The following is a 23,581-nucleotide window of genomic DNA, read 5'->3' on the forward strand; positions in this document are numbered from 1 at the left end:
AGGCTCCGGAGTCAAGCCTAAAGCGTGTGAACGCGGTGCGTTACTCGCCCTTGGCCTTCGCGATGATCTCCTCGGCGACGTTCCGCGGAACCTCGGCGTAGGAGTCGAACTGCATCGAGTAGCTTGCGCGACCCGACGTCTTGCTGCGGAGGTCTCCGACGTAGCCGAACATCTCCGAGAGGGGCACGAGACCCTTCACGACGCGGGCACCGGCCCGCTCCTCCATGGCCTGGATCTGACCACGGCGGGAGTTGATGTCGCCGATGACCTCACCCATGTAGTCCTCGGGCGTGGTGACCTCGACGGCCATCATCGGCTCGAGCAGCACGGGGCTGGCCTTGCGCGCGGCCTCCTTGAAGGCCTGCGAACCGGCGATCTTGAACGCGAGCTCGGAGGAGTCGACCTCGTGGTAGGCACCGTCGAGAAGCGTGACGCGGACGCCCGTCATCTCGTAGCCGGCCAGGATGCCGAACTGCATGGCCTCCTGCGCACCGGCGTCCACCGACGGGATGTACTCCCGCGGGATACGGCCACCGGTGACCTTGTTCACGAACTCGTACGCCGGACCGTCGGCCTCGGTGATGGGCTCGATCGCGATCTGCACCTTGGCGAACTGACCGGTACCACCGGTCTGCTTCTTGTGGGTGTAGTCCACGCGCTCGACGGCCTTGCGGATCGTCTCGCGGTACGCGACCTGCGGCTTGCCGACGTTGGCCTCGACCTTGAACTCACGGCGCATACGGTCGACCAGCACCTCGAGGTGCAGTTCGCCCATACCGCCGATGATGGTCTGGCCGGTCTCCTCGTCCGAGTGGACCTGGAAGGAGGGGTCCTCCTCCGCGAGACGCTGGATGGCGACACCCAGCTTCTCCTGGTCACCCTTGGACTTGGGCTCGATGGCGACCTGAATGACCGGCGCCGGGAAGTCCATGGACTCCAGGATGACCGGGTTCTTGTCGTCGGACAGCGTCTCACCGGTGGTGGTCTGCTTCAGGCCCATGACGGCGACGATGTCACCGGCGCCCACCGACTCGATCTCCTCACGCTTGTTCGCGTGCATACGGTAGATCTTGCCGATGCGCTCCTTCTTGCCCTTGACGGAGTTCAGCACGGCGGTGCCGGACTCCAGGCGGCCCGAGTAGACCCGGACGAAGGTGAGCTTGCCGAGGTGCGGGTCGCTCATGATCTTGAACGCCAGCGCGGACAGCGGCTCCTCGTCGGACGGCTTGCGCTTGACGACCAGCTCCGGGTCCTTGACGTCGTGGCCCTCGATGGCCTCGACGTCGAGCGGAGAGGGAAGGTAGCGCACAACCGCGTCGAGCAGGGGCTGAACGCCCTTGTTCTTGAACGCGGTACCGCAGAACACCGGGGTGACCGTGGTGTCCTTGGACTTGCCGGACGCGATGGTGATGCGACGGATCGCGGCGTACAGCTGCTCCGCGGAAGGCTCCTCGCCCTCCAGGTACAGCTCCATGATCTCTTCGTCGTTCTCGGCCACGGCCTCCAGCAGCTTGCCGCGGTACTCCTCGGCAGCCTCGGTGTGCGTGTCCGGGATGTCGACGACGTCGTACATCTCGCCCTTGGTGGCCTCGGCGGACCACACGAAGGCCTTCATGGTGACCAGGTCGACGACGCCCTTGAAGTCGGCCTCGGCACCGATCGGCAGCTGCATCACGATCGGCTGAGCGCCGAGGCGGTCAGAGATCATGTCGACGCAGCGGTGGAACTCGGCACCGGTCCGGTCGAGCTTGTTGACGAAGCAGATGCGCGGAACGCCGTAGCGGTCCGCCTGACGCCACACCGTCTCGGACTGCGGCTCAACGCCGGCGACGCCGTCGAACACCGTCACGGCACCGTCGAGCACGCGCAGCGAACGCTCCACCTCGACGGTGAAGTCGACGTGGCCCGGGGTGTCGATGATGTTGATGGTGTGGTCGACGTCATCCATCGGCCAGTGACAGGTGGTGGCAGCAGAGGTGATCGTGATGCCACGCTCCTGCTCCTGCTCCATCCAGTCCATGGTGGCAGCGCCGTCGTGGACCTCACCGATCTTGTAGGAAACGCCGGTGTAGAACAGGATCCGCTCGGTGGTGGTCGTCTTGCCCGCGTCGATGTGGGCCATGATCCCGATATTGCGGACCTTGGCCAGGTCAAGTGAAGTGGTAGCCATAAGGCTTCAGTCTTCTCTCGGTCTCGATGTGGGTAGCGACTACCAGCGGTAGTGCGCGAAGGCCTTGTTGGACTCGGCCATCTTGTGGGTGTCCTCGCGCTTCTTCACGGCCGCACCGAGGCCGTTCGAGGCGTCGAGAAGCTCGTTGAGGAGACGCTCGGTCATGGTCTTCTCGCGACGGGCGCGGGAGTAGCCGACCAGCCAGCGCAGCGCCAGGGTGTTGGCGCGGCCGGGCTTGACCTCGACCGGCACCTGGTAGGTGGCGCCACCGACACGGCGGGACTTGACCTCGAGGGTCGGCTTGATGTTCTCGAGAGCGCGCTTGAGCGTGATGACCGGGTCGTTGCTGGTCTTCTCGCGCAGGCCCTCCATGGCGCCGTAGACGATGCGCTCGGCGGTGGAGCGCTTGCCGTTCAGCAGCACCTTGTTGATGAGCGACGTGACAAGAGGAGAACCGTAGACCGGGTCGATGATGACCGGGCGCTTCGGGGCGGGGCCCTTACGAGGCATTCTTACTTCTCCTTCTTGGCGCCGTAGCGGCTGCGGGCCTGCTTGCGGTTCTTCACACCCTGAGTGTCAAGGGAACCGCGGATGATCTTGTAGCGAACACCCGGCAGGTCCTTCACACGGCCACCACGCACGAGCACGATGGAGTGCTCCTGCAGGTTGTGTCCCTCACCCGGAATGTAAGCGGTGACTTCGATCCCGCTGGTCAGACGCACACGCGCGACCTTACGCAGGGCCGAGTTCGGCTTCTTCGGGGTGGTCGTGAACACACGCGTGCAGACGCCCCGACGCTGAGGGGAACCCTCGAGTGCGGGCGTCTTGTTCTTCTCGACCTTGTCCTGCCGGCCCTTACGGACCAGCTGCTGGATCGTAGGCACTACTTCTCCGGTTTCTGTGTGCCGATAGGTGAAGCTAACCTGGAACGTCGCCGACCCACGCGGTCGGGTGTGTCGAATCCCGCAGACTCCCGCCGCAAGGCGAGAAGGGCGCAGATTACGGTGGCCAGTGACGGCTCCCCTTGTGCGGTTGAAGGCACGCACGAGAGCCAGGGCACACCCCAGGCACAAGGTCTGAGCGTACCTACCGCATTCGCTGCGGTCAAAACAAATGGACCTGGGCCGCATCGCCGCACGGAGCATGTCAAGCCCCAACGCCGCCGATGATCTTCGATTTCACGATTCGGGCACCTCGGGACCGCATCTGATGATCTTCGAATCCTCCGCGGAATCGATCAGGCCGACGCGGCCGCGGCCACGATCATCGCAGTCAGTATGAGCGCCCAGCCGATGGTGGAAAGCCAGCCCAGCACGAGCCCGGTGAGGGCGAGCGCGTCGCCCGCGTCCCCGGTGCGGCGGATCTCGGCGCGGGCTGCATGCCCCAGGACCACGGCGGGGATCCCGGTCAGCCCGAACGTCACCAGACACATCCCACCGCAGACCGCGGCACCGACCGCCTTGCCGTTCGTCCTCGGCCGCACCGGCAGGAACGTCCCCGGCACGCTCACGACGGGCGCAGGGTGCGGTACGGGGCCCTGCGGCAGGTCGGCCACCAGGAGCGCCAGCTCACCGACCGTACGGGCCGCATAGGCCCGCCCTACCCGCTTCTCGAACTCGGGCTGCTCCAGTCGCCCTTCGCCGTACCCCGCCCGGAGCACGTCCACAGCACGCTCACGGTCGGCATGCGAGGCAAGCATGGACGGACTCCCCTGCCCGGCCCACACCTGTGCCGCACCGCCCTGCCCGGCCCACACCTGCGGAACACCATCGCCCTGCCACCGCTGCGGGGCATGACTCCCCTGCCACATCGGCGGGGCGTCTTTCCCCTGCCACGGCTGCCACGACGGGTGCGTCATGGAACACCTCCCCCGTAATGGTCCGAGTTCCTCCATGATGCGCCGAAACCGGTATGTCCGGCACCGGGGGCGACCCGGAGAAAACCCGGAGACGTCCCGGATATGCCGAAGGGCGGCCACCCCGAGAGGTGACCGCCCTTCGACTCAAGCGACTCGCTTACTGGTTGTACGGACCGTAGTCGTAGTCCTCCAGCGGAACGGCCTGGCCGGAGCCCGTGCCGAACGGCGAGTAGTCGATGTCGTCGTAGCCGACGGCCGAGTACATCGCGGCCTTGGCCTCCTCGGTCGGCTCGACCCGGATGTTGCGGTAGCGGGACAGGCCCGTACCGGCCGGGATGAGCTTACCGATGATGACGTTCTCCTTGAGGCCGATGAGGCTGTCGGACTTGGCGTTGATCGCCGCGTCCGTCAGGACTCGGGTCGTCTCCTGGAAGGAGGCGGCCGACAGCCAGGATTCCGTCGCCAGCGAGGCCTTGGTGATACCCATCAGCTGCGGACGACCGGAGGCCGGGTGACCGCCCTCCTGGACCACACGACGGTTCTCGGTCTCGAACTTCGAGCGCTCGACCAGCTCACCGGGCAGCAGCTCGGCGTCGCCGGACTCGATGATCGTCACACGGCGCAGCATCTGCCGGATGATGATCTCGATGTGCTTGTCGTGGATCGACACACCCTGCGAGTTGTAGACCTTCTGCACCTCGCCGACCAGGTGGATCTGGACGGCGCGCTGGCCGAGGATACGCAGCACGTCGTGCGGGTTCTGGGTACCCACGGTGAGCTGCTGGCCCACCTCGACGTGCTCGCCCTCGCTGACCTTCAGACGGGCGCGCTTCGAGATCGGGAACGCCGTCTCGTCGCTGCCGTCGTCCGGCGTGACGACCAGCTTCTTGGTCTTCTCGGTCTCCTCGATCCGCACGCGGCCGGCGGCCTCGGAGATCGGGGCGACACCCTTCGGGGTACGGGCCTCGAAGAGCTCGACGACACGCGGCAGACCCTGGGTGATGTCGTCACCGGCCACACCACCGGTGTGGAAGGTACGCATCGTCAGCTGGGTACCGGGCTCACCGATGGACTGGGCGGCGATGATGCCGACCGCCTCACCGATGTCGACCAGCTTGCCGGTGGCCAGCGAGCGGCCGTAGCACATGGCGCAGGTGCCGACGTGGGACTCGCAGGTCAGGATCGAGCGGGTCTTGACCTGCTCGACACCGTGCAGGACCAGCTGGTCGATGAGCACGTCACCGAGGTCGACGTTGGCCGGCGCGATCACCTTGCCGTCGATGACGACGTCCTCGGCGAGCATACGGGCGTAGACACTGGTCTCGACGTCGTCCGCCTTGCGCAGCACGCCGTCGGCGTCGCGGTTGGCGATCCGCAGCTTCAGACCGCGCTCGGTACCGCAGTCCTCCTCGCGGATGATCACGTCCTGCGAGACGTCCACCAGACGACGGGTCAGGTAACCCGAGTCGGCGGTACGCAGGGCGGTGTCCGCGAGACCCTTACGGGCACCGTGCGTGGAGATGAAGTACTCCAGCACGGACAGGCCCTCACGGAAGGACGCCTTGATCGGACGCGGAATCGTCTCGTTCTTGGCGTTCGACACCAGACCACGCATACCGGCGATCTGACGCATCTGCATCATGTTGCCTCGTGCGCCCGAGTTCACCATCATGAAGATCGGGTTGGTCTTCGGGAAGTTCTCGTTCATGGCCTCGGCAACCTCGTTGGTCGCCTTGGTCCAGATCGCGATGAGTTCCTGGGTGCGCTCGTCCTTGGTGATCAGACCACGCTCGTACTGCTTCTGGACCTTCTCGTCCTGCGCCTCGTAACCCTTGACGATCTCCTTCTTCGCCTCGGGAACGACGACGTCGGAGATGGCCACGGTGACACCGGAACGGGTCGCCCAGTAGAAGCCCGCCGCCTTCAGGTTGTCGAGCGTCGCCGCCACGATGACCTTGGGGTAGCGCTCGGCGAGGTCGTTGACGATCTCGGAGAGCTGCTTCTTGCCGACCTCGTAGTCGACGAACGGGTAGTCCTCGGGCAGCAGCTCGTTGAAGAGCGCGCGGCCCAGCGTGGTGTGCAGCCGGAAGCTGTCACCCTGCTGCCACTCCGGGTCGCCCTCCTCCTGCGCCGGCGGGGTCCACCCGCGGGGCGGGATGGTGCCGACGGGGAAGCGGATGTCGACCTTCGACTGGAGCGAGAGCTCGCCCGCGTCGAACGCCATGATCGCCTCGGCCGCGGAGCCGAAGGACCGGCCCTCACCCTTGACGTTCCGCATCTCGCTGTCGGTGGTGAGGAAGAACAGACCGAGGACCATGTCCTGGGTCGGCATCGTCACCGGACGGCCGTCCGCGGGCTTGAGGATGTTGTTCGAGGAGAGCATCAGGATGCGCGCCTCGGCCTGCGCCTCCGCGGAGAGCGGAAGGTGTACGGCCATCTGGTCACCGTCGAAGTCCGCGTTGAACGCGGTGCAGACGAGCGGGTGGATCTGGATGGCCTTGCCCTCGACCAGCTGCGGCTCGAAGGCCTGGATGCCGAGGCGGTGCAGCGTGGGCGCACGGTTCAGCAGAACCGGGTGCTCCGCGATGACCTCTTCCAGGACGTCGTACACGACCGTGCGGCCGCGCTCGACCATCCGCTTGGCGCTCTTGATGTTCTGCGCGTGGTTCAGGTCGACCAGGCGCTTCATCACGAACGGCTTGAAGAGCTCCAGCGCCATGGCCTTCGGCAGACCGCACTGGTGCAGCTTCAGCTGCGGACCGACGACGATCACGGAACGCGCGGAGTAGTCCACACGCTTACCGAGCAGGTTCTGACGGAAGCGGCCCTGCTTGCCCTTGAGCATGTCGGACAGCGACTTCAGCGGACGGTTGCCGGGACCCGTCACCGGGCGACCACGACGGCCGTTGTCGAAGAGCGCGTCGACGGCCTCCTGGAGCATGCGCTTCTCGTTGTTCACGATGATCTCGGGGGCACCGAGGTCGAGAAGGCGCTTCAGGCGGTTGTTCCGGTTGATCACACGGCGGTACAGGTCGTTCAGGTCGGAGGTCGCGAAGCGGCCACCGTCCAGCTGCACCATCGGGCGAAGGTCCGGCGGGATGACCGGGACGCAGTCGAGGACCATGCCCTTGGGGCTGTTGGAGGTCTGCAGGAACGCAGACACGACCTTCAGCCGCTTCAGCGCACGGGTCTTCTTCTGGCCCTTGCCGGTACGGATGATCTCGCGGAGGCGCTCGGCCTCCTCGTCCAGGTCGAAGGACTCCAGACGCTTCTGAAGCGCCGCGGCACCCATCGAACCGTCGAAGTACGTGCCGAAGCGGTCACGCAGCTCGCGGTAGAGGAGCTCGTCGCCCTCCAGGTCCTGGACCTTGAGGTTCTTGAACCGGGTCCACACCTCGTCGAGCCGGTCGATCTCGCGCTGCGCACGGTCACGCAGCTGCTTCATCTCCCGCTCGGCACCTTCGCGCACCTTGCGGCGTACGTCGGCCTTGGCGCCCTCGGCCTCCAGCTCGGCCAGGTCGGTCTCGAGCTTCTTGGCACGGGCCTCGAGGTCGGAGTCCCGACGGTTCTCGACCTGCTGACGCTCCACGGAGACGTGCGCCTCCAGGGAGGGCAGGTCACGCGTACGGCGCTCCTCGTCGACGTACGTGATCATGTACGCCGCGAAGTAGATGACCTTCTCGAGGTCCTTGGGCGCCAGGTCCAGCAGGTAGCCGAGGCGCGAAGGAACACCCTTGAAGTACCAGATGTGCGTGACGGGGGCGGCCAGTTCGATGTGGCCCATCCGCTCACGGCGCACCTTGGCGCGAGTCACCTCGACGCCGCAGCGCTCACAGATGATGCCCTTGAACCGGACACGCTTGTACTTGCCGCAGTAGCACTCCCAGTCCCGGGTCGGACCGAAGATCTTCTCGCAGAAGAGTCCGTCCTTTTCGGGCTTGAGGGTGCGGTAGTTGATCGTCTCGGGCTTCTTGACCTCGCCGTGGCTCCACTGACGGATGTCGTCAGCGGTGGCCAGGCCGATCCGGAGCTCGTCGAAGAAGTTGACGTCGAGCACTATGCGTCAATCCCTCTCAGGGTCGTAAGTCTTGGGGTCTGAAACGGGGTCCCGGGGTCGGCGGGCCTTCTCTGATCCCTCAGAAAAGGCCCACCGGACTCCGTCAGACCTCTTCGACGCTGCTCGGCTCACGCCGGGACAGGTCGATGCCGAGCTCCTCCGCAGCGCGGAAGACATCCTCGTCGGTGTCACGCATCTCGATGGACATACCGTCGCTGGACAGCACCTCCACATTCAGGCAGAGAGACTGCATCTCCTTGATGAGCACCTTGAAGGACTCGGGGATGCCGGGCTCGGGGATGTTCTCGCCCTTGACGATGGCCTCGTAGACCTTCACGCGGCCGGTGACGTCGTCGGACTTGATGGTCAGCAGCTCCTGGAGGGCGTACGCGGCGCCATAAGCCTCCAGCGCCCACACCTCCATCTCGCCGAACCGCTGGCCACCGAACTGCGCCTTACCACCCAGCGGCTGCTGGGTGATCATCGAGTACGGACCGGTCGAACGGGCGTGCAGCTTGTCGTCGACCAGGTGGTGCAGCTTCAGGATGTACATGTAGCCGACCGAGATCGGCTCCGGGAACGGCTCACCCGAGCGGCCGTCGAACAGCGGTGCCTTACCGGTCGGGAGCACCATGCGCTCGCCGTCGCGGTTCGGGATCGTGTGCTCGAGCAGACCGGCGAGCTCGTCCTCACGCGCACCGTCGAAGACCGGGGTGGCGACGTTGGTACCGGGGTCGACCGCGTCGGCGCCGATGACCTGAAGCCGCTGCGCCCACTCCTCGCCGAGGCCGGAGACGTCCCAGCCGCGGCTGGCGAGCCAGCCGAGGTGGATCTCCAGGACCTGTCCCGGGTTCATTCGGGACGGGACACCCAGCGGGTTGAGGATGATGTCGACCGGGGTGCCGTCCTCCAGGAACGGCATGTCCTCGATCGGCAGGATCTTGGAGATGACGCCCTTGTTGCCGTGTCGGCCGGCGAGCTTGTCACCGTCGGTGATCTTGCGCTTCTGCGCGACGTACACGCGCACCAGCTGGTTCACACCGGGGGGAAGCTCGTCGCCCTCCTCGCGGTCGAAGACGCGGACGCCGATGACCTTGCCGGTCTCGCCGTGCGGCACCTTCAGCGAGGTGTCACGGACCTCACGGGCCTTCTCACCGAAGATCGCGCGCAGCAGGCGCTCCTCCGGCGTCAGCTCGGTCTCACCCTTGGGCGTGACCTTGCCGACGAGGATGTCACCGGCGATGACCTCGGCACCGATACGGATGATGCCGCGCTCGTCGAGGTCGGCGAGGACCTCCTCGGAGACGTTCGGGATGTCCCGGGTGATCTCCTCGGGGCCGAGCTTGGTGTCACGGGCGTCGACCTCGTGCTCCTCGATGTGGATCGAGGAGAGGACGTCGTCCTGCACGAGGCGCTGCGACAGGATGATCGCGTCCTCGTAGTTGTGACCCTCCCACGGCATGAACGCCACGAGCAGGTTCTTGCCCAGCGCCATCTCGCCGTTCTGGGTGGCCGGACCGTCGGCGAGGACCTGGCCCTCGATGATCCGGTCGCCCTCGTTGACGATGACCTTCTGGTTGACCGAGGTGCCCTGGTTGGACCGGGAGAACTTGGCCAGGCGGTACGTGATGTACGTGCCGTCGTCGTTGGCGGTGGTGATGTAGTCCGCGGAGACCTCCTGGACCACACCGTCCTTCTCGGCCTTGACCACGTCACCGGCGTCCACGGCGGAGCGGTACTCCATGCCGGTGCCGACGAGCGGGGACTCGGACTTGATGAGGGGCACGGCCTGACGCATCATGTTCGCGCCCATCAGGGCACGGTTGGCGTCGTCGTGCTCCAGGAACGGGATCATGGCGGTCGCGACCGACACCATCTGGCGCGGCGAGACGTCCATGTAGTCCACGTCGGAACCGGGGACGTAGTCGACCTCGCCGCCACGGCGGCGGACCAGCACACGGTTCTCGGCGAAGCGGAAGTCGTCGGTCAGCGGCGCGTTGGCCTGCGCGATGACGAACCGGTCCTCCTCGTCGGCGGTCAGGTAGTCCACCTCGTCGGTGACCTGGTCGTCGACGACCTTGCGGTACGGCGTCTCGATGAAACCGAACGGGTTGATCCGGCCGTAGGAGGCCAGCGACCCGATCAGACCGATGTTCGGGCCTTCCGGCGTCTCGATCGGGCACATCCGGCCGTAGTGCGACGGGTGAACGTCACGGACCTCGAAGCCGGCCCGCTCACGGGAGAGACCACCCGGGCCGAGGGCGTTCAGACGACGCTTGTGCGTCAGCCCCGACAGCGGGTTGTTCTGGTCCATGAACTGGGACAGCTGGCTGGTGCCGAAGAACTCCTTGATGGAGGCGACGACCGGCCGGATGTTGATCAGCGTCTGCGGCGTGATCGCCTCGACGTCCTGCGTGGTCATGCGCTCACGCACGACGCGCTCCATACGGGCGAGACCCGTACGGACCTGGTTCTGGATCAGCTCGCCGACGTTACGGATACGACGGTTGCCGAAGTGGTCGATGTCGTCCGTCTCGACGATGATCGAGCGACCGGACTCGCCGACCGTCTCGGTCTCACCGGCGTGCAGCTTCACCAGGTACTTGATCGTGGCGATGATGTCGTCGGTGGTGAGCACACCGGCGTCCAGCGGCTCGTCCGCGCCGAGCTTCTTGTTCACCTTGTAGCGGCCGACCTTGGCGAGGTCGTAGCGCTTGGGGTTGAAGTAGAGGTTCTCGAGCAGCGTCTGGGCAGCCTCGCGCGTGGGCGGCTCGCCCGGACGGAGCTTGCGGTAGATGTCGAGCAACGCGTCGTCCTGGCCCTGGGTGTGGTCCTTCTCCAGGGTGGCGCGCATGGATTCGTACTCGCCGAACTCCTCGAGGATCTGCTCGGTGGTCCAGCCGAGAGCCTTCAGGAGAACGGTGACGGACTGCTTGCGCTTGCGGTCGATGCGGACACCGACCATGTCGCGCTTGTCGATCTCCATCTCCAGCCAGGCACCCCGGGACGGGATGATCTTGGCGGAGAAGATGTCCTTGTCGGACGTCTTGTCGATGGAGGAGTCGAAGTAGACGCCGGGCGAGCGGACCAGCTGCGACACCACGACACGCTCGGTGCCGTTGATGACGAAGGTGCCCTTGTTCGTCATGAGCGGGAAGTCGCCCATGAAGACCGTCTGGGACTTGATCTCGCCGGTCTCGTTGTTGGTGAACTCAGCGGTGACGAAGAGCGGGGCAGCGTACGTGAAGTCGCGCTCCTTGCACTCGTCGATGCTGTTCTTCGGAGGTTCGAAACGGTGGTCGCGGAAGGTCAGCGACATCGACCCGGAGAAGTCCTCGATCGGAGAGATCTCCTCGAAGATCTCCTCCAGACCGGACTTTGTGGGGACGTCCTGACCGGACTCCAGAGCCGCCTCGACCCGACTCTGCCAGGCGGTGTTCCCGAGCAGCCAGTCAAAGCTCTCGGTCTGCAGCGCGAGCAGGTTGGGAACCTCGAGGGGCTCCTTGATCTTTGCAAAGGAGATGCGCAGCGGGGCGGTGCTGGCGCCGTTGTTCATATTCGCGGTCGAGGCAGTGCGCGAGGCGGCCAAGAGGGGGTCCTTCCGAGGGCTCGGACTCACTACGCGCGTACCGGTCCCTCTCATGTGCACAGAGACAGGCCTCCCCGATCTGGCCGTTTGGCCAGGTCAGAGACGGTTCGGTCGTCGGTGCTCAAGCGAGGGCATGCCCCTGGTGACGGGCAGGGGACAGCTAACAGGCAGCGCAAAGGGTCAGTGTAGCCACTTGGCACACTGATGTCCAGTGCGGGTTTCTCGAGACCCTCGTTGTTCTCGACACCTGCGCAAGCCCACGCCCTCAATGCACGTTGATACTGCCCTCTTCGTCGCCGATCCATGCCTCGGATCCGGATCGTTGTGACGACGCGTCCTGAGAATTGCGCGCTGCGTGCGGTTCGTCAAGGCCCCCCTTGCCCAAACCGGGTGCTGCCATCGTCACTTGCAGCCGGCTTCGGAGGTGCCCGGAGACACGACGAAGATCACCATACTCCGCGCATCCGCCGGTGCAAGGCCGCCACCACCAGGCACCGGGAACGCCGAAGAGCGACCACCCGGATGGATGATCGCTCTTCGGTGCGCTCGCGTTACAGCCCTACGGCTGTATCAGTTCGCAAGAGTCCGTGTAGGGACTCTGAAGGTCCTACTTGACCTCGACGGAGGCGCCGGCGGCCTTGAGGGACTCGGCAGCCTTCTCGGCGGCCTCCTTGGCGACCTTCTCGACGACGGGCTTCGGGGCGCCGTCCACGAGGTCCTTGGCCTCCTTCAGGCCGAGGGAGGTCAGCTCACGCACGACCTTGATGACCTGGATCTTCTTCTCGCCGGCACCCGTGAGGATGACGTCGAACTCGTCCTGCTCGGCCTCGGCCTCGGCCGGGGCGCCGCCGGCAGCCGCGGGGCCCGCAACAGCGACAGCCGCGGCGGCGGTGACGTCGAACTTCTCCTCGAAAGCCTTCACGAACTCGGAAAGCTGGATGAGGGTCATCGTCTCGAACTCGGCGAGCAGTTCGTCCTGGGTGAGAGCCACGATGGCTTCCTTCCACTAATTTTCGGCTGGTGCCGTGATGTACATGTCTGGCGGGCGTACGTTCGGCCCGCTACGACCGTTGCCTTGGGCGCGGGGCCTCAGGCGGCGGTCATTTCGCGAGCCGAGTTACTCGGCACCGCCCTGCTCGTCCTGCTTGGCGCGAAGCGCGTCCACGGTGCGGACGAGCTTCGACGGGAGCGCCTGGAAGACCTGGGCAGCCTGTGTCTGCTTGGCCTTGAAGGCGCCCGCCAGCTTGGCGAGCAGAACCTCGCGGGACTCAAGGTCCGCAAGCTTCTTGATCTCGTCGGCGGACAGCGCCTTGCCGTCAAGGACACCGCCCTTGATGACGAGGTTGGGGTTGTCCTTGGCGAAGTCACGAAGACCCTTCGCCGACTCCACCGGGTCACCGGTGATGAAGGCGACCGCCGTCGGACCGTTGAACAGGTCGTCGAGCGTGTTGATCCCGGCCTCGTTGGCCGCAATCTTGGTCAGCGTGTTCTTCACCACGGCGTACTGGGCGTTCTCACCGAGCGAACGACGCAGCGTCTTGAGCTGCGCCACGGTGAGACCCCGGTACTCGGTCAGCACGGCGGCGTTCGAGCTGCGGAACTGGTCCGTGAGCTCGGCTACCGCGGCAGCCTTGTCGGGCCTTGCCATAGAGCGTCGGCCTCCTTCCGGGTGATGACGACCGCTCGGAAGGGGCTGGGGAAAACGAAACGCCCCGGCGCAGGCGCACGGGGCGTAGCTCTACCGGAATTCCCATGAGACACGGGCACTCCAGGAGCACATCCACAGTCACCTGCGCGGGTCGTCCGCAGTTCAGCGGATCCTTCGGCCACCGCACCCTCTAGCGAGTGCACGGCAACGACCAGCGGTCTTTGGCTTCTGTAGGAGAGTACGTGACCGGATCGCCGGCAAGCAAATCCGGTCGTACGGTGCTCAGCCGCTCTGGGCTTCCTTCATCATCTCGGCCAGGTCGGTGGTGTCCTTCGCGGGCGGAGCCGTGACGGTCACCGGCTTGTTGTAGTCGAGGAAGGTGATGGTCATGTCGAGCGGACCCTTGTCGGCGTCGCCCTTCATGCGGAACTGCTTGGTGTGGTCGTCGCCGTCGACCCACATGTCCATCGTGAGCTTGTCGATGCCCATCTTCTCGTACTGGTCGAGGCTCTTCTCGCGCTGCTCCTGCGTGGCCTTGTCCGCGTCCTTGAAGGAGTTGCGGATGTCGTCGACGGTGACGGTGCCCGAGTAGTGGGTCGTCTGCACGCCGTCGACGGTCTCGGTGCCGACCTTCTTCACGTCCTTGGCGCCGGTGAGGAAGGTGGACTCGCTGGCCGGGTTCTGCTCGGCCTGGCCGGCGCCGGGTGCGGTCGCGCCGAGCTCGCCCGCCTCGCCGAGCGCGGACAGGTCGAACTTGAGCCAGCTCTTGCCGTCCATCTCCTTGGCCATCTCGGGGTTCCCGCCGATGTACATGGCCTTGTCGACGAGCCTGATCTCAGCGGTGCCCGCCGCTCCCTGGTCGGGAGCCTTCATCTTCATGCTCATGGCCACGGTGGGCTTGAGCCGCATCGAGGCCGTGGCCTCGATCTGCCCCTGCTCCGGTATCTCACCGGTCATGCGGTAACGGAAGGAGGTGATGGCCTCCGTGTTCTTCGCCGCCTTGGCGACGGCCGCCGCCGGCGTCATCTTCGGCGACTCCTCGCCCTTGGCACAGCTCACCGCTCCGGCGGCGAGGGCCACTGCGGCGAGCCCGGCGCCGATCGCCCGAGAGCGCGCAGAACGTCGTACTGAAGAGCCCATTGATTCCCCCCACGGGATACATGGTTGATGCACAGTAAGGACGCGAGCTTATCCGGGAGTGGTTGCGGGGGTCTCCTGAAATTGCGTGGGACTCAGGAGGGGCTTGCCGTCTCCTGGTCCAGGAGTGCCTTGAAGTCCTGGGTGTCGGCGGTGGGCGGCTTACGCACCGAGACCTGTACGCCGTAGTCGCTGTAGAGGGCGGTCTGGGTCAGTCGGCCGCTCGCCGTGCTGGTGTTCTCGACCTTCTTGACCAGCAGGTTCTTTTCGTTGACCCAGATGTCGACGGTCTCGGTGGTGACGCCGGCGCCCTGGAGCTGTCGTCTCAGCGCGGCGTCGGTGACATCGGCCGCGGTCACGGTGCCCGAGTAGCGGGTGGTGGACTGTCCGGCCACGGTCTCCTCGGCGACCTTGTGCACGTCGTCGGAGTCCAGCAGCAGTTTCACCGACTGGTGGGGCGTGGTGCTGCGCATCTGGTCGGCGAGGCCGGCACTGCCGCCGAGCTCCTCGAGATCGGCGTAGGCGTACTTGAGCCAGTGCTTGCCGTCCGCCTTGGCGGCGAAGGCGTCACCCATCCGCGCGTAGTAGGCGTCGGACAGATAGCGGGCCTCCATGGAGGTCACGCCGAGTTCTCGCATCGTCTCGGCCGCCGTGCCGCCGGTGTACGTGATCGTCAGGGTGCCGCAGAGGCCCTCGCCCCAGCTGAGAGAGCCGTCGGCGGTGAGGGACACCTGGGTGCCCATGACGGTGCTGGACCGCACCCGGGCCGAGTCGGCCCGGTCCGTGGCGCGCTCGGCGGCGCGCAGGGCGGCGAGGGAGGCGGAAGCCGTGGGCTTCTTCGCCTCGGGCCCGTCGGGAGACGAAGCGGCGGAGGTGCAGGCGGCTGTCGCCGTCAGCGCGGCGGTCGCCGCGAGCCGGGCCGTCGTCCTCTTCATCCGTCCCCCTGGTGTCCTGTGGTCTGTGCGCACGCTAACCCAGAGCACAGGACCGTCACATGGGAACGGGCCCCCACCTGGAAAGGTGCGGGGCCCGTGACCGACTTCAGCGAGCCATGAGGGCTCGGCCCGGTCAGACAGCGGCCGGGTCCTCCTCGGTGAGGAGGTTGCGGGTGCGGTTCGGGTCGACCGGAATGCCGGGGCCCATCGTGGTGGTGATGGCGGCCTTCTTGATGTAGCGACCCTTGGCGGCGGACGGCTTCAGACGGAGGATCTCCTCCAGCGCGGCGCCGTAGTTCTCCACCAGCTTGGCGTCGTCGAAGGACGCCTTGCCGATGATGAAGTGCAGGTTCGAGTGCTTGTCGACGCGGAACTCGATCTTGCCGCCCTTGATCTCGGTCACGGCCTTGGCCACGTCCGGGGTCACGGTGCCGGTCTTCGGGTTCGGCATCAGACCACGGGGGCCGAGGACGCGGCCGAGGCGGCCGACCTTGCCCATGAGGTCCGGGGTGGCGACGACGGCGTCGAAGTCCAGACGGCCCTTCGTCACCTCGTCGATGAGCTCGTCGGAGCCGACGATGTCGGCGCCCGCGGCACGCGCGGCCTCGGCACGGTCGCCGGTCGCGAAGACCAGGACCCGGGCGGTCTTACCGGTGCCGTGCGGGAGGTTCACGGTGCCACGGACCATCTGGTCGGCCTTACGCGGGTCGACACCCAGACGGAAGGCGACCTCGACGGTGCCGTCGAACTTGGTCGTGGAGGTCTCCTTGGCGAGACGGACGGCCTCGAGCGGGGCGTAGAGCTTCTCCCGGTCGATCTTGGCGTCCGCAGCGCGGAGAGACTTGCTGCGCTTGCTCACTTCTTCTCCTGGGGATTCTTAGGAGTCGTGGTCCGGGCCGAGCAGGCCCCGCCACTACTGCTGCTGGAGGTTGGGGTTCAGCCCTCGACCGTGATGCCCATGGAACGGGCGGTGCCGGCGATGATCTTCGACGCGGCGTCGATGTCGTTGGCGTTGAGGTCGGGCATCTTCGTGGTGGCGATCTCGCGGACCTGCGCCTGGGTGATCTTGGCGACCTTGGTCTTGTGCGGCTCGCCGGAGCCCTTCTCCACGCCCGCGGCCTTGAGGATCATCTTGGCGGCCGGCGGGGTCTTGGTCACGAAGGTGAAGGAGCGGTCCTCGTAGACCGTGATCTCCACCGGGATGACCCAACCGCGCTGCGACTCGGTCGCCGCGTTGTAGGCCTTGCAGAACTCCATGATGTTCACGCCGTGCTGACCCAGCGCGGGGCCGACCGGCGGAGCCGGGTTGGCGGCACCGGCCTGGATCTGGAGCTTGATGAGCCCCGTGACCTTCTTCTTCTTGGGAGGCATTGCTCTCTCCGGGTCCTAGTGAGAGGTGATCGCCTGCCATCCGATCATCCGGATGGAGGCATACCGCACAACGATAACGGGTATCCTTGCGTGGCCAAAAACCGAGCAGGTCAGACCGGCTGTAGCAGCCCATCTGACCTGTCGGAAGCGGTACGTCCAGAAGGTGCTAGTTCTTCTGGATCTGGTCGAAGGACAGCTCGACCGGGGTCTCCCGGCCGAAGATCTCGACCAGGCCCTTGACCTTCTTCGAGTCGGCGTTGATCTCGTTGATGGTGGCCTGCAGCGTGGCGAACGGACCGTCGGTGACGGTGACCGAGTCGCCGACCTCGAAGTCCAGCACCTGGACCTCGACCTTGCGCTGCGGGGCGGGCTTGCCCTCGGCCTCGGCAGCCTCACGGGCGGCCTTCTCCTCGGCCTCCGGGGCGAGCATCTTGACGATCTCGTCCAGGGTCAGCGGGTAGGGGTCGTAGGCGTTGCCCACGAAGCCGGTGACGCCGGGGGTGTTGCGGACGACGCCCCAGGACTCGTTCGTCAGGTCCATGCGGACGAGGACGTAACCCGGGAGCTTGTTCTGCTTGATCGTCTTGCGGTCGCCGTTCTTGATCTGGACGACCTCTTCCTGCGGCACCTCTGCCGCGAAGATGTAGTCCTCGACGTTCAGCGAGACGGCGCGCTGCTCCAGGTTGGTCTTCACGCGGTTCTCGTAGCCGGCGTAGGTGTGGATGACGTACCACTCACCGGGCAGTGTGCGGAGTTCCTCGCGCAGGGCGGCGACGGGGTCGACCGGCTCGGCCGGCTCCTCTTCCTCGATCGCCTCGTCCTCGGTGGCCTCGTCCTCGGCCTCGACCGTCTCGTCCTCGACGTGTACGGCGGCTTCCTCGGCGGGCTCACCCTCGGCGGCGTCGGCAGCCTCGACCTCGTCCAAGTCGTCGTCGGCACCCTCGACGATCTCGAGCTCGTCTTCCACGGACTCGACCGGCTCGATGGCGTCGTTCACGTTCGGGTCAGACACGGTGGCTGCTTCTTCCTGGATACATGGGGGTGGAACGCGCGAAAGGGGCGCCTGGTACGGCGCCCTTCGCTTTCGGCTCAGCCGAAGACGTACTTGGCGGCCTTGTCGAGTCCGAAGTCAATCAGAGTCACCAGGCCGATCATCACGACGACGAAAATGATCACGACGGTCGTGTACGTCGAGAGCTGGTTGCGCGTGGGCCAGACGACCTTGCGGAGTTCCGCGACGATCTGGCGGTAGAAGAGCGCGAGCCGCTTCAGCGGGCCCTTCTTCGCACGCTTGCCGCCCTTGCGGCCCTGCTGCCTCGGCGTTTCGTCCTGGGCATCAGGCGTGTCGATGGAGCCCACGGCGTCCGTCATTCGTCCTCACCTGATTCCGGGTCGTGGCCGTGCCGCGCCCGGTCTGAGCCGCACGGCGCATTGCTGCTGTACGTACATGCGCACACATCCTGGCGAAGGTGTGTGTAGCAGGGCCGGAGGGACTTGAACCCCCAACCGCTGGTTTTGGAGACCAGTGCTCTACCAATTGAGCTACGACCCTTTGGTTCTCCCCAAACGTACCGCATCCGCCCGGATGCTCGGTGTGCACCGGATGAGCGCGGCCCGTATGAGGCCAACGAGGTGAGAGTGTACGTGTTCTGGGGCCGGTCGTCGAACAGAAAGTGCCCGTAGGGGCTTTGTCGGTGACGGTGCGGCAGAAGATCACCCTGGCCGGAGGCCGGTTCCGCACGCTTGTTCAGCGATCGGTCCGGTGTTGTTCAGTCCGTGAAACCCGCGTGCCGGGCAGGTTTCCGGTCTGAAACGATGGGCCCCATGAGCCCTGCAACCCCTCCCACCGAGCGCCGGGTCTCCGCCCGAGTCGGCGCGATCTCCGAATCCGCCACCCTCGCCGTCGACGCCAAGGCCAAGGCCCTCAAGGCCGCCGGGCGTCCGGTGATCGGCTTCGGCGCCGGCGAGCCCGACTTCCCGACCCCCGACTACATCGTCGACGCCGCGATCGAGGCCTGCAAGAACCCGAAGTACCACCGCTACACGCCGGCCGGCGGTCTGCCCGAGCTGAAGGTCGCGATCGCCGCGAAGACGCTGCGCGACTCGGGCTACGAGGTCGACCCGTCGCAGATCCTCGTCACCAACGGCGGCAAGCAGGCGATCTACGAGGCCTTCGCCGCGATCCTCGACCCGGGCGACGAGGTCATCGTCCCGGCGCCGTACTGGACGACGTACCCGGAGTCGATCCGGCTGGCCGGCGGTGTGCCGGTGGACGTCGTCGCCGACGAGACGACCGGCTACCGGGTGAGCGTGGAGCAGTTGGAGGCGGCGCGCACCGAGAGGACGAAGGTCGTCCTGTTCGTGTCCCCGTCGAACCCGACCGGCGCGGTCTACAGCGAGCAGGAGACCGAGGCGATCGGCCGCTGGGCCGCGGAGCACGGCCTGTGGGTGATGACGGACGAGATCTACGAGCACCTGGTGTACGGCGACGCGGTGTCCGTGTCGCTGCCCGCGGTGCTGCCCGAGCTGCGCGACAAGTGCATCGTGGTCAACGGTGTGGCGAAGACGTACGCCATGACGGGCTGGCGGGTCGGGTGGATCATCGGCCCGAAGGACGTGGTGAAGGCGGCGACGAACCTCCAGTCGCACGCCACGTCGAACGTGTCGAACGTCGCCCAGGTGGCAGCCCTGGCCGCGGTCTCCGGCAGCCTGGACGCGGTCGCGAAGATGCGCGAGGCCTTCGACCGGCGCCGCAGGACGATCGTGCGGATGCTCAACGAGATCGACGGCGTGCTGTGCCCGGAGCCGGAGGGCGCCTTCTACGCGTACCCGTCGGTGAAGGACCTGCTCGGCAAGGAGATCCGCGGCAAGCGCCCGCAGGACACGGTCGAGCTGGCCGCGCTGATCCTGGAGGAGGCCGAGGTCGCGGTCGTACCCGGCGAGGCGTTCGGTACGCCGGGCTATCTGCGGCTGTCGTACGCGCTGGGTGACGAGGATCTCGTCGAGGGCGTGAGCCGCATCCAGAAGCTGCTGGCGGAGGCCAGGGACTGACGGAGCCTCTGCGGCTTGGGTCTGGGGCACATACCGGCTTCGGTTATGTGCCCCATTCGTTTGTGCGAGCAAGACCACTAACGGGGAAAGCGCTACCGGGACGGCGGGAACGTACGGCAGGATCCTGGAATGGAGCGTGTACGTGATCTCTCTGAGCTGCCGAAGGCCCATCTGCATCTGCACTTCACCGGCTCGATGCGGCCCACCACTCTGCTGGAGCTGGCCGACAAGTACGGAGTGCGTCTGCCCGAGGCGCTGACCGAGGCACTGACCAGCGGGGAGCCACCGAGACTACGGGCGACGGACGAACGGGGCTGGTTCCGTTTCCAGCGGCTGTACGACTCCGCCCGCTCGTGTCTGCGGCAGCCGGAGGACATTCAGCGGCTGGTGCGGGAGGCCGCGGAGGAGGACGTCAAGGACGGCTCGGGGTGGCTGGAGATCCAGGTCGACCCGACGTCGTACGCCCCTCGGCTGGGGGGTCTGATCCCGGCGCTGGAGATCATCCTGGACGCGGTGGACTCGGCGATGCGGGAGACGGGGCTCGGGATGCGGGTCCTGGTCGCGGCGAACCGGATGAAGCACCCGCTGGACGCCCGCACGCTGGCCCGGCTGGCGGTGCGGTACGCGGAGCGCGGGGTGGTCGGCTTCGGTTTGTCGAACGACGAACGCCGGGGCATGGCGCGGGACTTCGACCGCGCGTTCCACATCGCGCGGGAGGGCGGCCTGCTGTCGGCTCCGCACGGCGGCGAGCTGACGGGTCCGGCGTCCGTGCGTGACTGTCTGGACGACCTGCACGCCAACCGGATCGGGCACGGCGTGCGTGCGGCGGAGGACCCGCGGCTGCTGAAGCGGCTGGCCGACCGGGGGGTCACCTGCGAGGTGTGCCCGGCGTCGAACGTGGCCCTCGGCGTGTACGAGGAGCCCGAGGACGTCCCGCTGCGGACGCTGTTCGAGGCGGGCGTCCCCATGGCGCTGGGCGCCGACGACCCGCTCCTCTTCGGCTCCCGGCTGGCCGCCCAGTACGAGCTGGCCCGCCGCCACCACGCCTTCACGGACGCCGAGTTGGCGGAACTGGCCCGCCAGTCGGTACGGGCGTCGGCGGCGCCGGAGGATGTGCGGCGGAAGCTGCTGTCGGGGGTGGACGACTGGCTGGCGGGGGAACCGGCGTAGCGCTCAGGCGGTGATGCCCGCCAGGAGCGTGCGGGCGAGCCGTTGGGCGAAGGTGTCCACGGGCGGCCGTACGCCGTCCGGTGTCGCCTCGTAGGCGAACGCGCGCTGGGCGCAGGCGCCGAGCAGCAGGGACGCGGCCGCGAAGGTGTCGGCGTCGGCGCGGATCCGGCCCGCGTCCTGCTCGGCGCGGAGGTAGGCGTCCAGGCCCTCGATGGGCTTGTGCGGGCCCAGGCCCATCTGTCTCATGGCGTCGTCGTGCCGTCGTTTGAGCTGGGTCTCGGCGTACAGCGAGGCGGCGATCGGGAAGCTCTGCTCGTAGAAGAGGGCCGCCTCGCGGGCGATCTCGGTGAGGTTCTCCTCGAGCGTGTGGCCGGCCGGCTCGGCGGCGAGACTGCTCAGCAGGGGGCCCAGCCGGGGCAGCCGCTCGTCCAGGACGCGGATGAACAGGTCTTCCTTGCTCGCGAAGTACTTGTAGAGCGCGGCTTCCGAGCAGCCGGCCGCCTTGGCGATCTCCTTGGTGGTGGCGCGGGCCAGGCCGACGGTGAGCATCAGTTCGTGGGCCGCGTCGAGTACGCGGACTCGGGCCGGTTTCTGCGTCGTGGGGTGTGGGGGGTCTGGGGGTTCTGTGCGTGCCGAGGGTTTCATGATCTTCCTTTGTTGGGCTTGACGGGTGGGTGAGTGCTTACTCACTCTAGAGGGTGAGATGGGTGAGTGAATGCTCACCCACCCGACGGGAGTGCGGGGAGACACGTCATGAAGCTCACCGTTTTCGGTGCCACGGGTGGCATCGGGCAGGAGATCGTCCGGCAGGCGCTGGGTGCCGGGCACGAAGTGACGGCGGTCGTCCGGGATCCGGCGCGGCTGGCCGTGACCGGACCCGGCCTGGAGGTGTTCCGGGCCGATCTGACCGATCCGGCGGCGGTACGGCCGGCCGTGGCGGGCCGGGACGTGGTGCTGTCCGGGCTCGGTGCCCGCGGCCGCAAGGACGCCGGGGTGGCTGCCCGGCTGACGCGTACCGTGCTGGGCGCCATGGAGGCGGAGGGGGTGCGGCGGCTGCTCGTGGTGAGCGCGATGCCGGTCGGTCCCGCGGCGGAGGGCGACGGGGTGCTGGACCGTGCGATGCGCGGCATCGTTTTTGCGCTGCTCAAAGACGTCTACGTCGACTTGAGCGCGATGGAGGCGGAGATCGCTCGTAGCGCCACGGACTGGACCGTCGTACGGCCGCCGCGGCTCCAGGACAAGCCCGTCACCGGCGTGTACCGGAGCGTTGTCGGCGGCTTTCCGCGCAAGGGAAGGTTCATCGGGCGGGCCGATGTCGCGCACGCGATGCTTGTGATGGCCGGTGATGCGGGGACGGTGAAGCAGGGGGTAGGGGTGGCGTACTGAGCGTTTCTAGACGCTGACGCCGACCGTCACGGGTTCGTTGACCAACGTGATGCCGAACTTCTCGTGGACCCCTGCGACTACCTCGCGGGCCAGCGTGAGGAGGTCCTCCGTTGTCGCCGCGCCTCGGTTGGTGAGGGCGAGGGTGTGCTTCGTGGAGATGCGGGCCGGGCCGGTGCCGTAGCCCTTGGTGAAGCCGGCCTTGTCGATCAGCCAGGCGGCGGAGGTCTTGGTGTGGCCCTCCCCTGCCGGGTAGGCGGGCGGCGCCACGCCGTCGCCGAGTCGGTCGCGCACGCGCGCGTGGAACGCGGTGAACTCGGTGTCGGTGAGGATCGGGTTGGTGAAGAAGGATCCGGCCGACCAGGTGTCGTGGTCCTCGGGGTCGAGGACCATGCCCTTGCCGGTACGCAGCTTGAGCACGGTCTCGCGGGCGGCGGTGAGCGGTACCCGGTCGCCGGGGTCCACGCCCAGCGCGCGGGCCGTCTCGGCGTACTTGATGGGCGCCGAGAGCCCGTTCGCGTCCTCCAGGGCGAAGCGGACGCGGAGGACGACGTAGCGCTCGGGGTCGGCCTTGAAGCGGCTGTGGCGGTATGAGAACGCGCAGTCGGCGCTCTGGAGGGTGACCGTCTCGCGGGTCTCGCGGTCGTAGGCGACCACCTCGATGATCGTCGAGGAGACCTCCTGGCCGTATGCCCCCACGTTCTGGATCGGGGTCGCGCCTGCCGAGCCGGGGATGCCGGCCAGGCACTCGATGCCGGCCAGTCCGGCCTCTACGGTGCGGGCGACCGCGTCGGTCCAGACCTCGCCTGCGGCCAGCTCCAGGGTCGTGCCGGTGAGTTCGAAGCCTTGCGTCGCGATGCGCAGGGCCGTGCCGTCGAAGCCCTTGTCCCCGATGACCAGGTTCGAGCCGCCGCCGATGATCAGCAGGGGGGTGCCGGTGTCGTCGGCCTCCTGGACTGCGGCCACCACCTCGGCGTCGGTCGTCGCGGTCACCAGCCTGGTGGCGGGGCCGCCCAGGCGGAAGGTGGTGAGGGGGGCCAGGGGGGCGTCGTGGAGTTCCTGCACGGGCTCAAGAGTACGAGACGGTGGGCGAGGCTTCGGTGGCTGTGTCTGCGGGTGGGTGGGGGGTCGGGGACGTGGGGGGGGGGTTGGGGCGCGGCAAGCCGGGGGGAAGGGGACCTTGTGAGGTTCACCCCGTGTAGCGCCCACACC

19 protein-coding genes and 1 tRNA gene are annotated in these 23,581 nt (G+C 67.0%); 3 read left to right on the top strand and 17 right to left on the bottom strand.

Annotated features, from left to right (window positions below; genetic code table 11):
* Nucleotides 1-40: 40 nt before the first annotated feature.
* The 15 genes from fusA to ACIHFB_RS35885 all read right to left on the bottom strand — a co-directional run bounded on the left by fusA (nucleotide 41) and on the right by ACIHFB_RS35885 (nucleotide 18,317).
* The gene (fusA, locus tag ACIHFB_RS35815; RefSeq protein ID WP_365281122.1) at nucleotides 41-2,170 is read right to left on the bottom strand and encodes an elongation factor G; all 2,130 of its coding nucleotides are present in this window, start codon (nucleotides 2,168-2,170) and stop codon (nucleotides 41-43) included.
* A gap of 39 nt (nucleotides 2,171-2,209) precedes the next feature.
* Nucleotides 2,210-2,680, bottom strand: coding sequence for a 30S ribosomal protein S7 (rpsG, locus tag ACIHFB_RS35820; protein WP_007384059.1), 471 nt, complete (start codon nucleotides 2,678-2,680; stop codon nucleotides 2,210-2,212).
* Nucleotides 2,681-2,682: 2 nt separating this feature from the next.
* Entirely contained in the window at nucleotides 2,683-3,054 is a 372-nt protein-coding gene (gene rpsL, locus ACIHFB_RS35825) for a 30S ribosomal protein S12 (protein ID WP_003948652.1), read from the bottom strand.
* Between the two features lie 353 nt (nucleotides 3,055-3,407).
* Nucleotides 3,408-4,028, bottom strand: coding sequence for a DUF1707 and DUF4190 domain-containing protein (locus tag ACIHFB_RS35830; RefSeq protein WP_400129078.1), 621 nt, complete (start codon nucleotides 4,026-4,028; stop codon nucleotides 3,408-3,410).
* 157 nt (nucleotides 4,029-4,185) lie between these two features.
* A complete protein-coding gene (locus ACIHFB_RS35835) occupies nucleotides 4,186-8,085 on the bottom strand; it encodes a DNA-directed RNA polymerase subunit beta' (protein WP_365281126.1) in 3,900 nt (1,299 codons plus the stop codon).
* A gap of 103 nt (nucleotides 8,086-8,188) precedes the next feature.
* A complete protein-coding gene (gene rpoB / locus ACIHFB_RS35840) occupies nucleotides 8,189-11,674 on the bottom strand; it encodes a DNA-directed RNA polymerase subunit beta (RefSeq protein ID WP_365281129.1) in 3,486 nt (1,161 codons plus the stop codon).
* Nucleotides 11,675-12,281: 607 nt separating this feature from the next.
* Entirely contained in the window at nucleotides 12,282-12,668 is a 387-nt protein-coding gene (gene rplL / locus ACIHFB_RS35845) for a 50S ribosomal protein L7/L12 (RefSeq protein WP_365281657.1), read from the bottom strand.
* A gap of 123 nt (nucleotides 12,669-12,791) precedes the next feature.
* Complete coding sequence (rplJ, locus tag ACIHFB_RS35850) at nucleotides 12,792-13,322, bottom strand: 50S ribosomal protein L10 (protein WP_365281132.1); 531 nt, start codon at nucleotides 13,320-13,322, stop codon at nucleotides 12,792-12,794.
* Between the two features lie 282 nt (nucleotides 13,323-13,604).
* Complete coding sequence (locus tag ACIHFB_RS35855) at nucleotides 13,605-14,462, bottom strand: LppX_LprAFG lipoprotein (RefSeq protein WP_365281135.1); 858 nt, start codon at nucleotides 14,460-14,462, stop codon at nucleotides 13,605-13,607.
* Nucleotides 14,463-14,554: 92 nt separating this feature from the next.
* Nucleotides 14,555-15,394, bottom strand: a complete 840-nt coding sequence (locus tag ACIHFB_RS35860; protein WP_365281138.1) for a hypothetical protein — start codon at nucleotides 15,392-15,394, stop codon at nucleotides 14,555-14,557.
* Between the two features lie 133 nt (nucleotides 15,395-15,527).
* Complete coding sequence (gene rplA, locus ACIHFB_RS35865; protein WP_365281140.1) at nucleotides 15,528-16,253, bottom strand: 50S ribosomal protein L1; 726 nt, start codon at nucleotides 16,251-16,253, stop codon at nucleotides 15,528-15,530.
* Between the two features lie 77 nt (nucleotides 16,254-16,330).
* Nucleotides 16,331-16,765 carry a 50S ribosomal protein L11 gene (rplK, locus tag ACIHFB_RS35870; RefSeq protein WP_365281143.1) on the bottom strand — a complete coding sequence of 145 codons (435 nt, stop codon included), beginning with the start codon at nucleotides 16,763-16,765 and terminating at the stop codon, nucleotides 16,331-16,333.
* A 166-nt stretch (nucleotides 16,766-16,931) separates the two neighbouring features.
* The gene (gene nusG, locus ACIHFB_RS35875) at nucleotides 16,932-17,777 is read right to left on the bottom strand and encodes a transcription termination/antitermination protein NusG (protein ID WP_365281146.1); all 846 of its coding nucleotides are present in this window, start codon (nucleotides 17,775-17,777) and stop codon (nucleotides 16,932-16,934) included.
* Nucleotides 17,778-17,854: 77 nt separating this feature from the next.
* Entirely contained in the window at nucleotides 17,855-18,136 is a 282-nt protein-coding gene (secE, locus tag ACIHFB_RS35880; RefSeq protein WP_210591687.1) for a preprotein translocase subunit SecE, read from the bottom strand.
* Nucleotides 18,137-18,244: 108 nt separating this feature from the next.
* Nucleotides 18,245-18,317, bottom strand: a tRNA-Trp gene (locus tag ACIHFB_RS35885).
* A gap of 272 nt (nucleotides 18,318-18,589) precedes the next feature.
* Here ACIHFB_RS35885 and ACIHFB_RS35890 point away from each other — a divergent pair.
* Entirely contained in the window at nucleotides 18,590-19,816 is a 1,227-nt protein-coding gene (locus tag ACIHFB_RS35890) for a pyridoxal phosphate-dependent aminotransferase (protein WP_365281149.1), read from the top strand.
* A gap of 129 nt (nucleotides 19,817-19,945) precedes the next feature.
* A complete protein-coding gene (locus tag ACIHFB_RS35895; protein WP_365281152.1) occupies nucleotides 19,946-20,986 on the top strand; it encodes an adenosine deaminase in 1,041 nt (346 codons plus the stop codon).
* 3 nt (nucleotides 20,987-20,989) lie between these two features.
* Here the strand turns inward: ACIHFB_RS35895 and ACIHFB_RS35900 are convergent, their stop codons facing one another.
* The gene (locus tag ACIHFB_RS35900) at nucleotides 20,990-21,631 is read right to left on the bottom strand and encodes a helix-turn-helix domain-containing protein (protein WP_365281155.1); all 642 of its coding nucleotides are present in this window, start codon (nucleotides 21,629-21,631) and stop codon (nucleotides 20,990-20,992) included.
* Nucleotides 21,632-21,739: 108 nt separating this feature from the next.
* Here ACIHFB_RS35900 and ACIHFB_RS35905 point away from each other — a divergent pair, with 108 nt between their 5' ends.
* Nucleotides 21,740-22,372, top strand: coding sequence for an NAD(P)-dependent oxidoreductase (locus ACIHFB_RS35905; protein WP_400129079.1), 633 nt, complete (start codon nucleotides 21,740-21,742; stop codon nucleotides 22,370-22,372).
* Nucleotides 22,373-22,378: 6 nt separating this feature from the next.
* Here the strand turns inward: ACIHFB_RS35905 and ACIHFB_RS35910 are convergent, their stop codons facing one another.
* A complete protein-coding gene (locus tag ACIHFB_RS35910; RefSeq protein ID WP_400129080.1) occupies nucleotides 22,379-23,434 on the bottom strand; it encodes a UDP-N-acetylmuramate dehydrogenase in 1,056 nt (351 codons plus the stop codon).
* Nucleotides 23,435-23,581 lie beyond the last annotated feature (147 nt).

The sequence above is a fragment of the Streptomyces sp. NPDC051963 genome, assembly GCF_044593495.1.
In the GTDB taxonomy this organism is placed as follows: Bacteria; Actinomycetota; Actinomycetes; order Streptomycetales; family Streptomycetaceae; genus Streptomyces.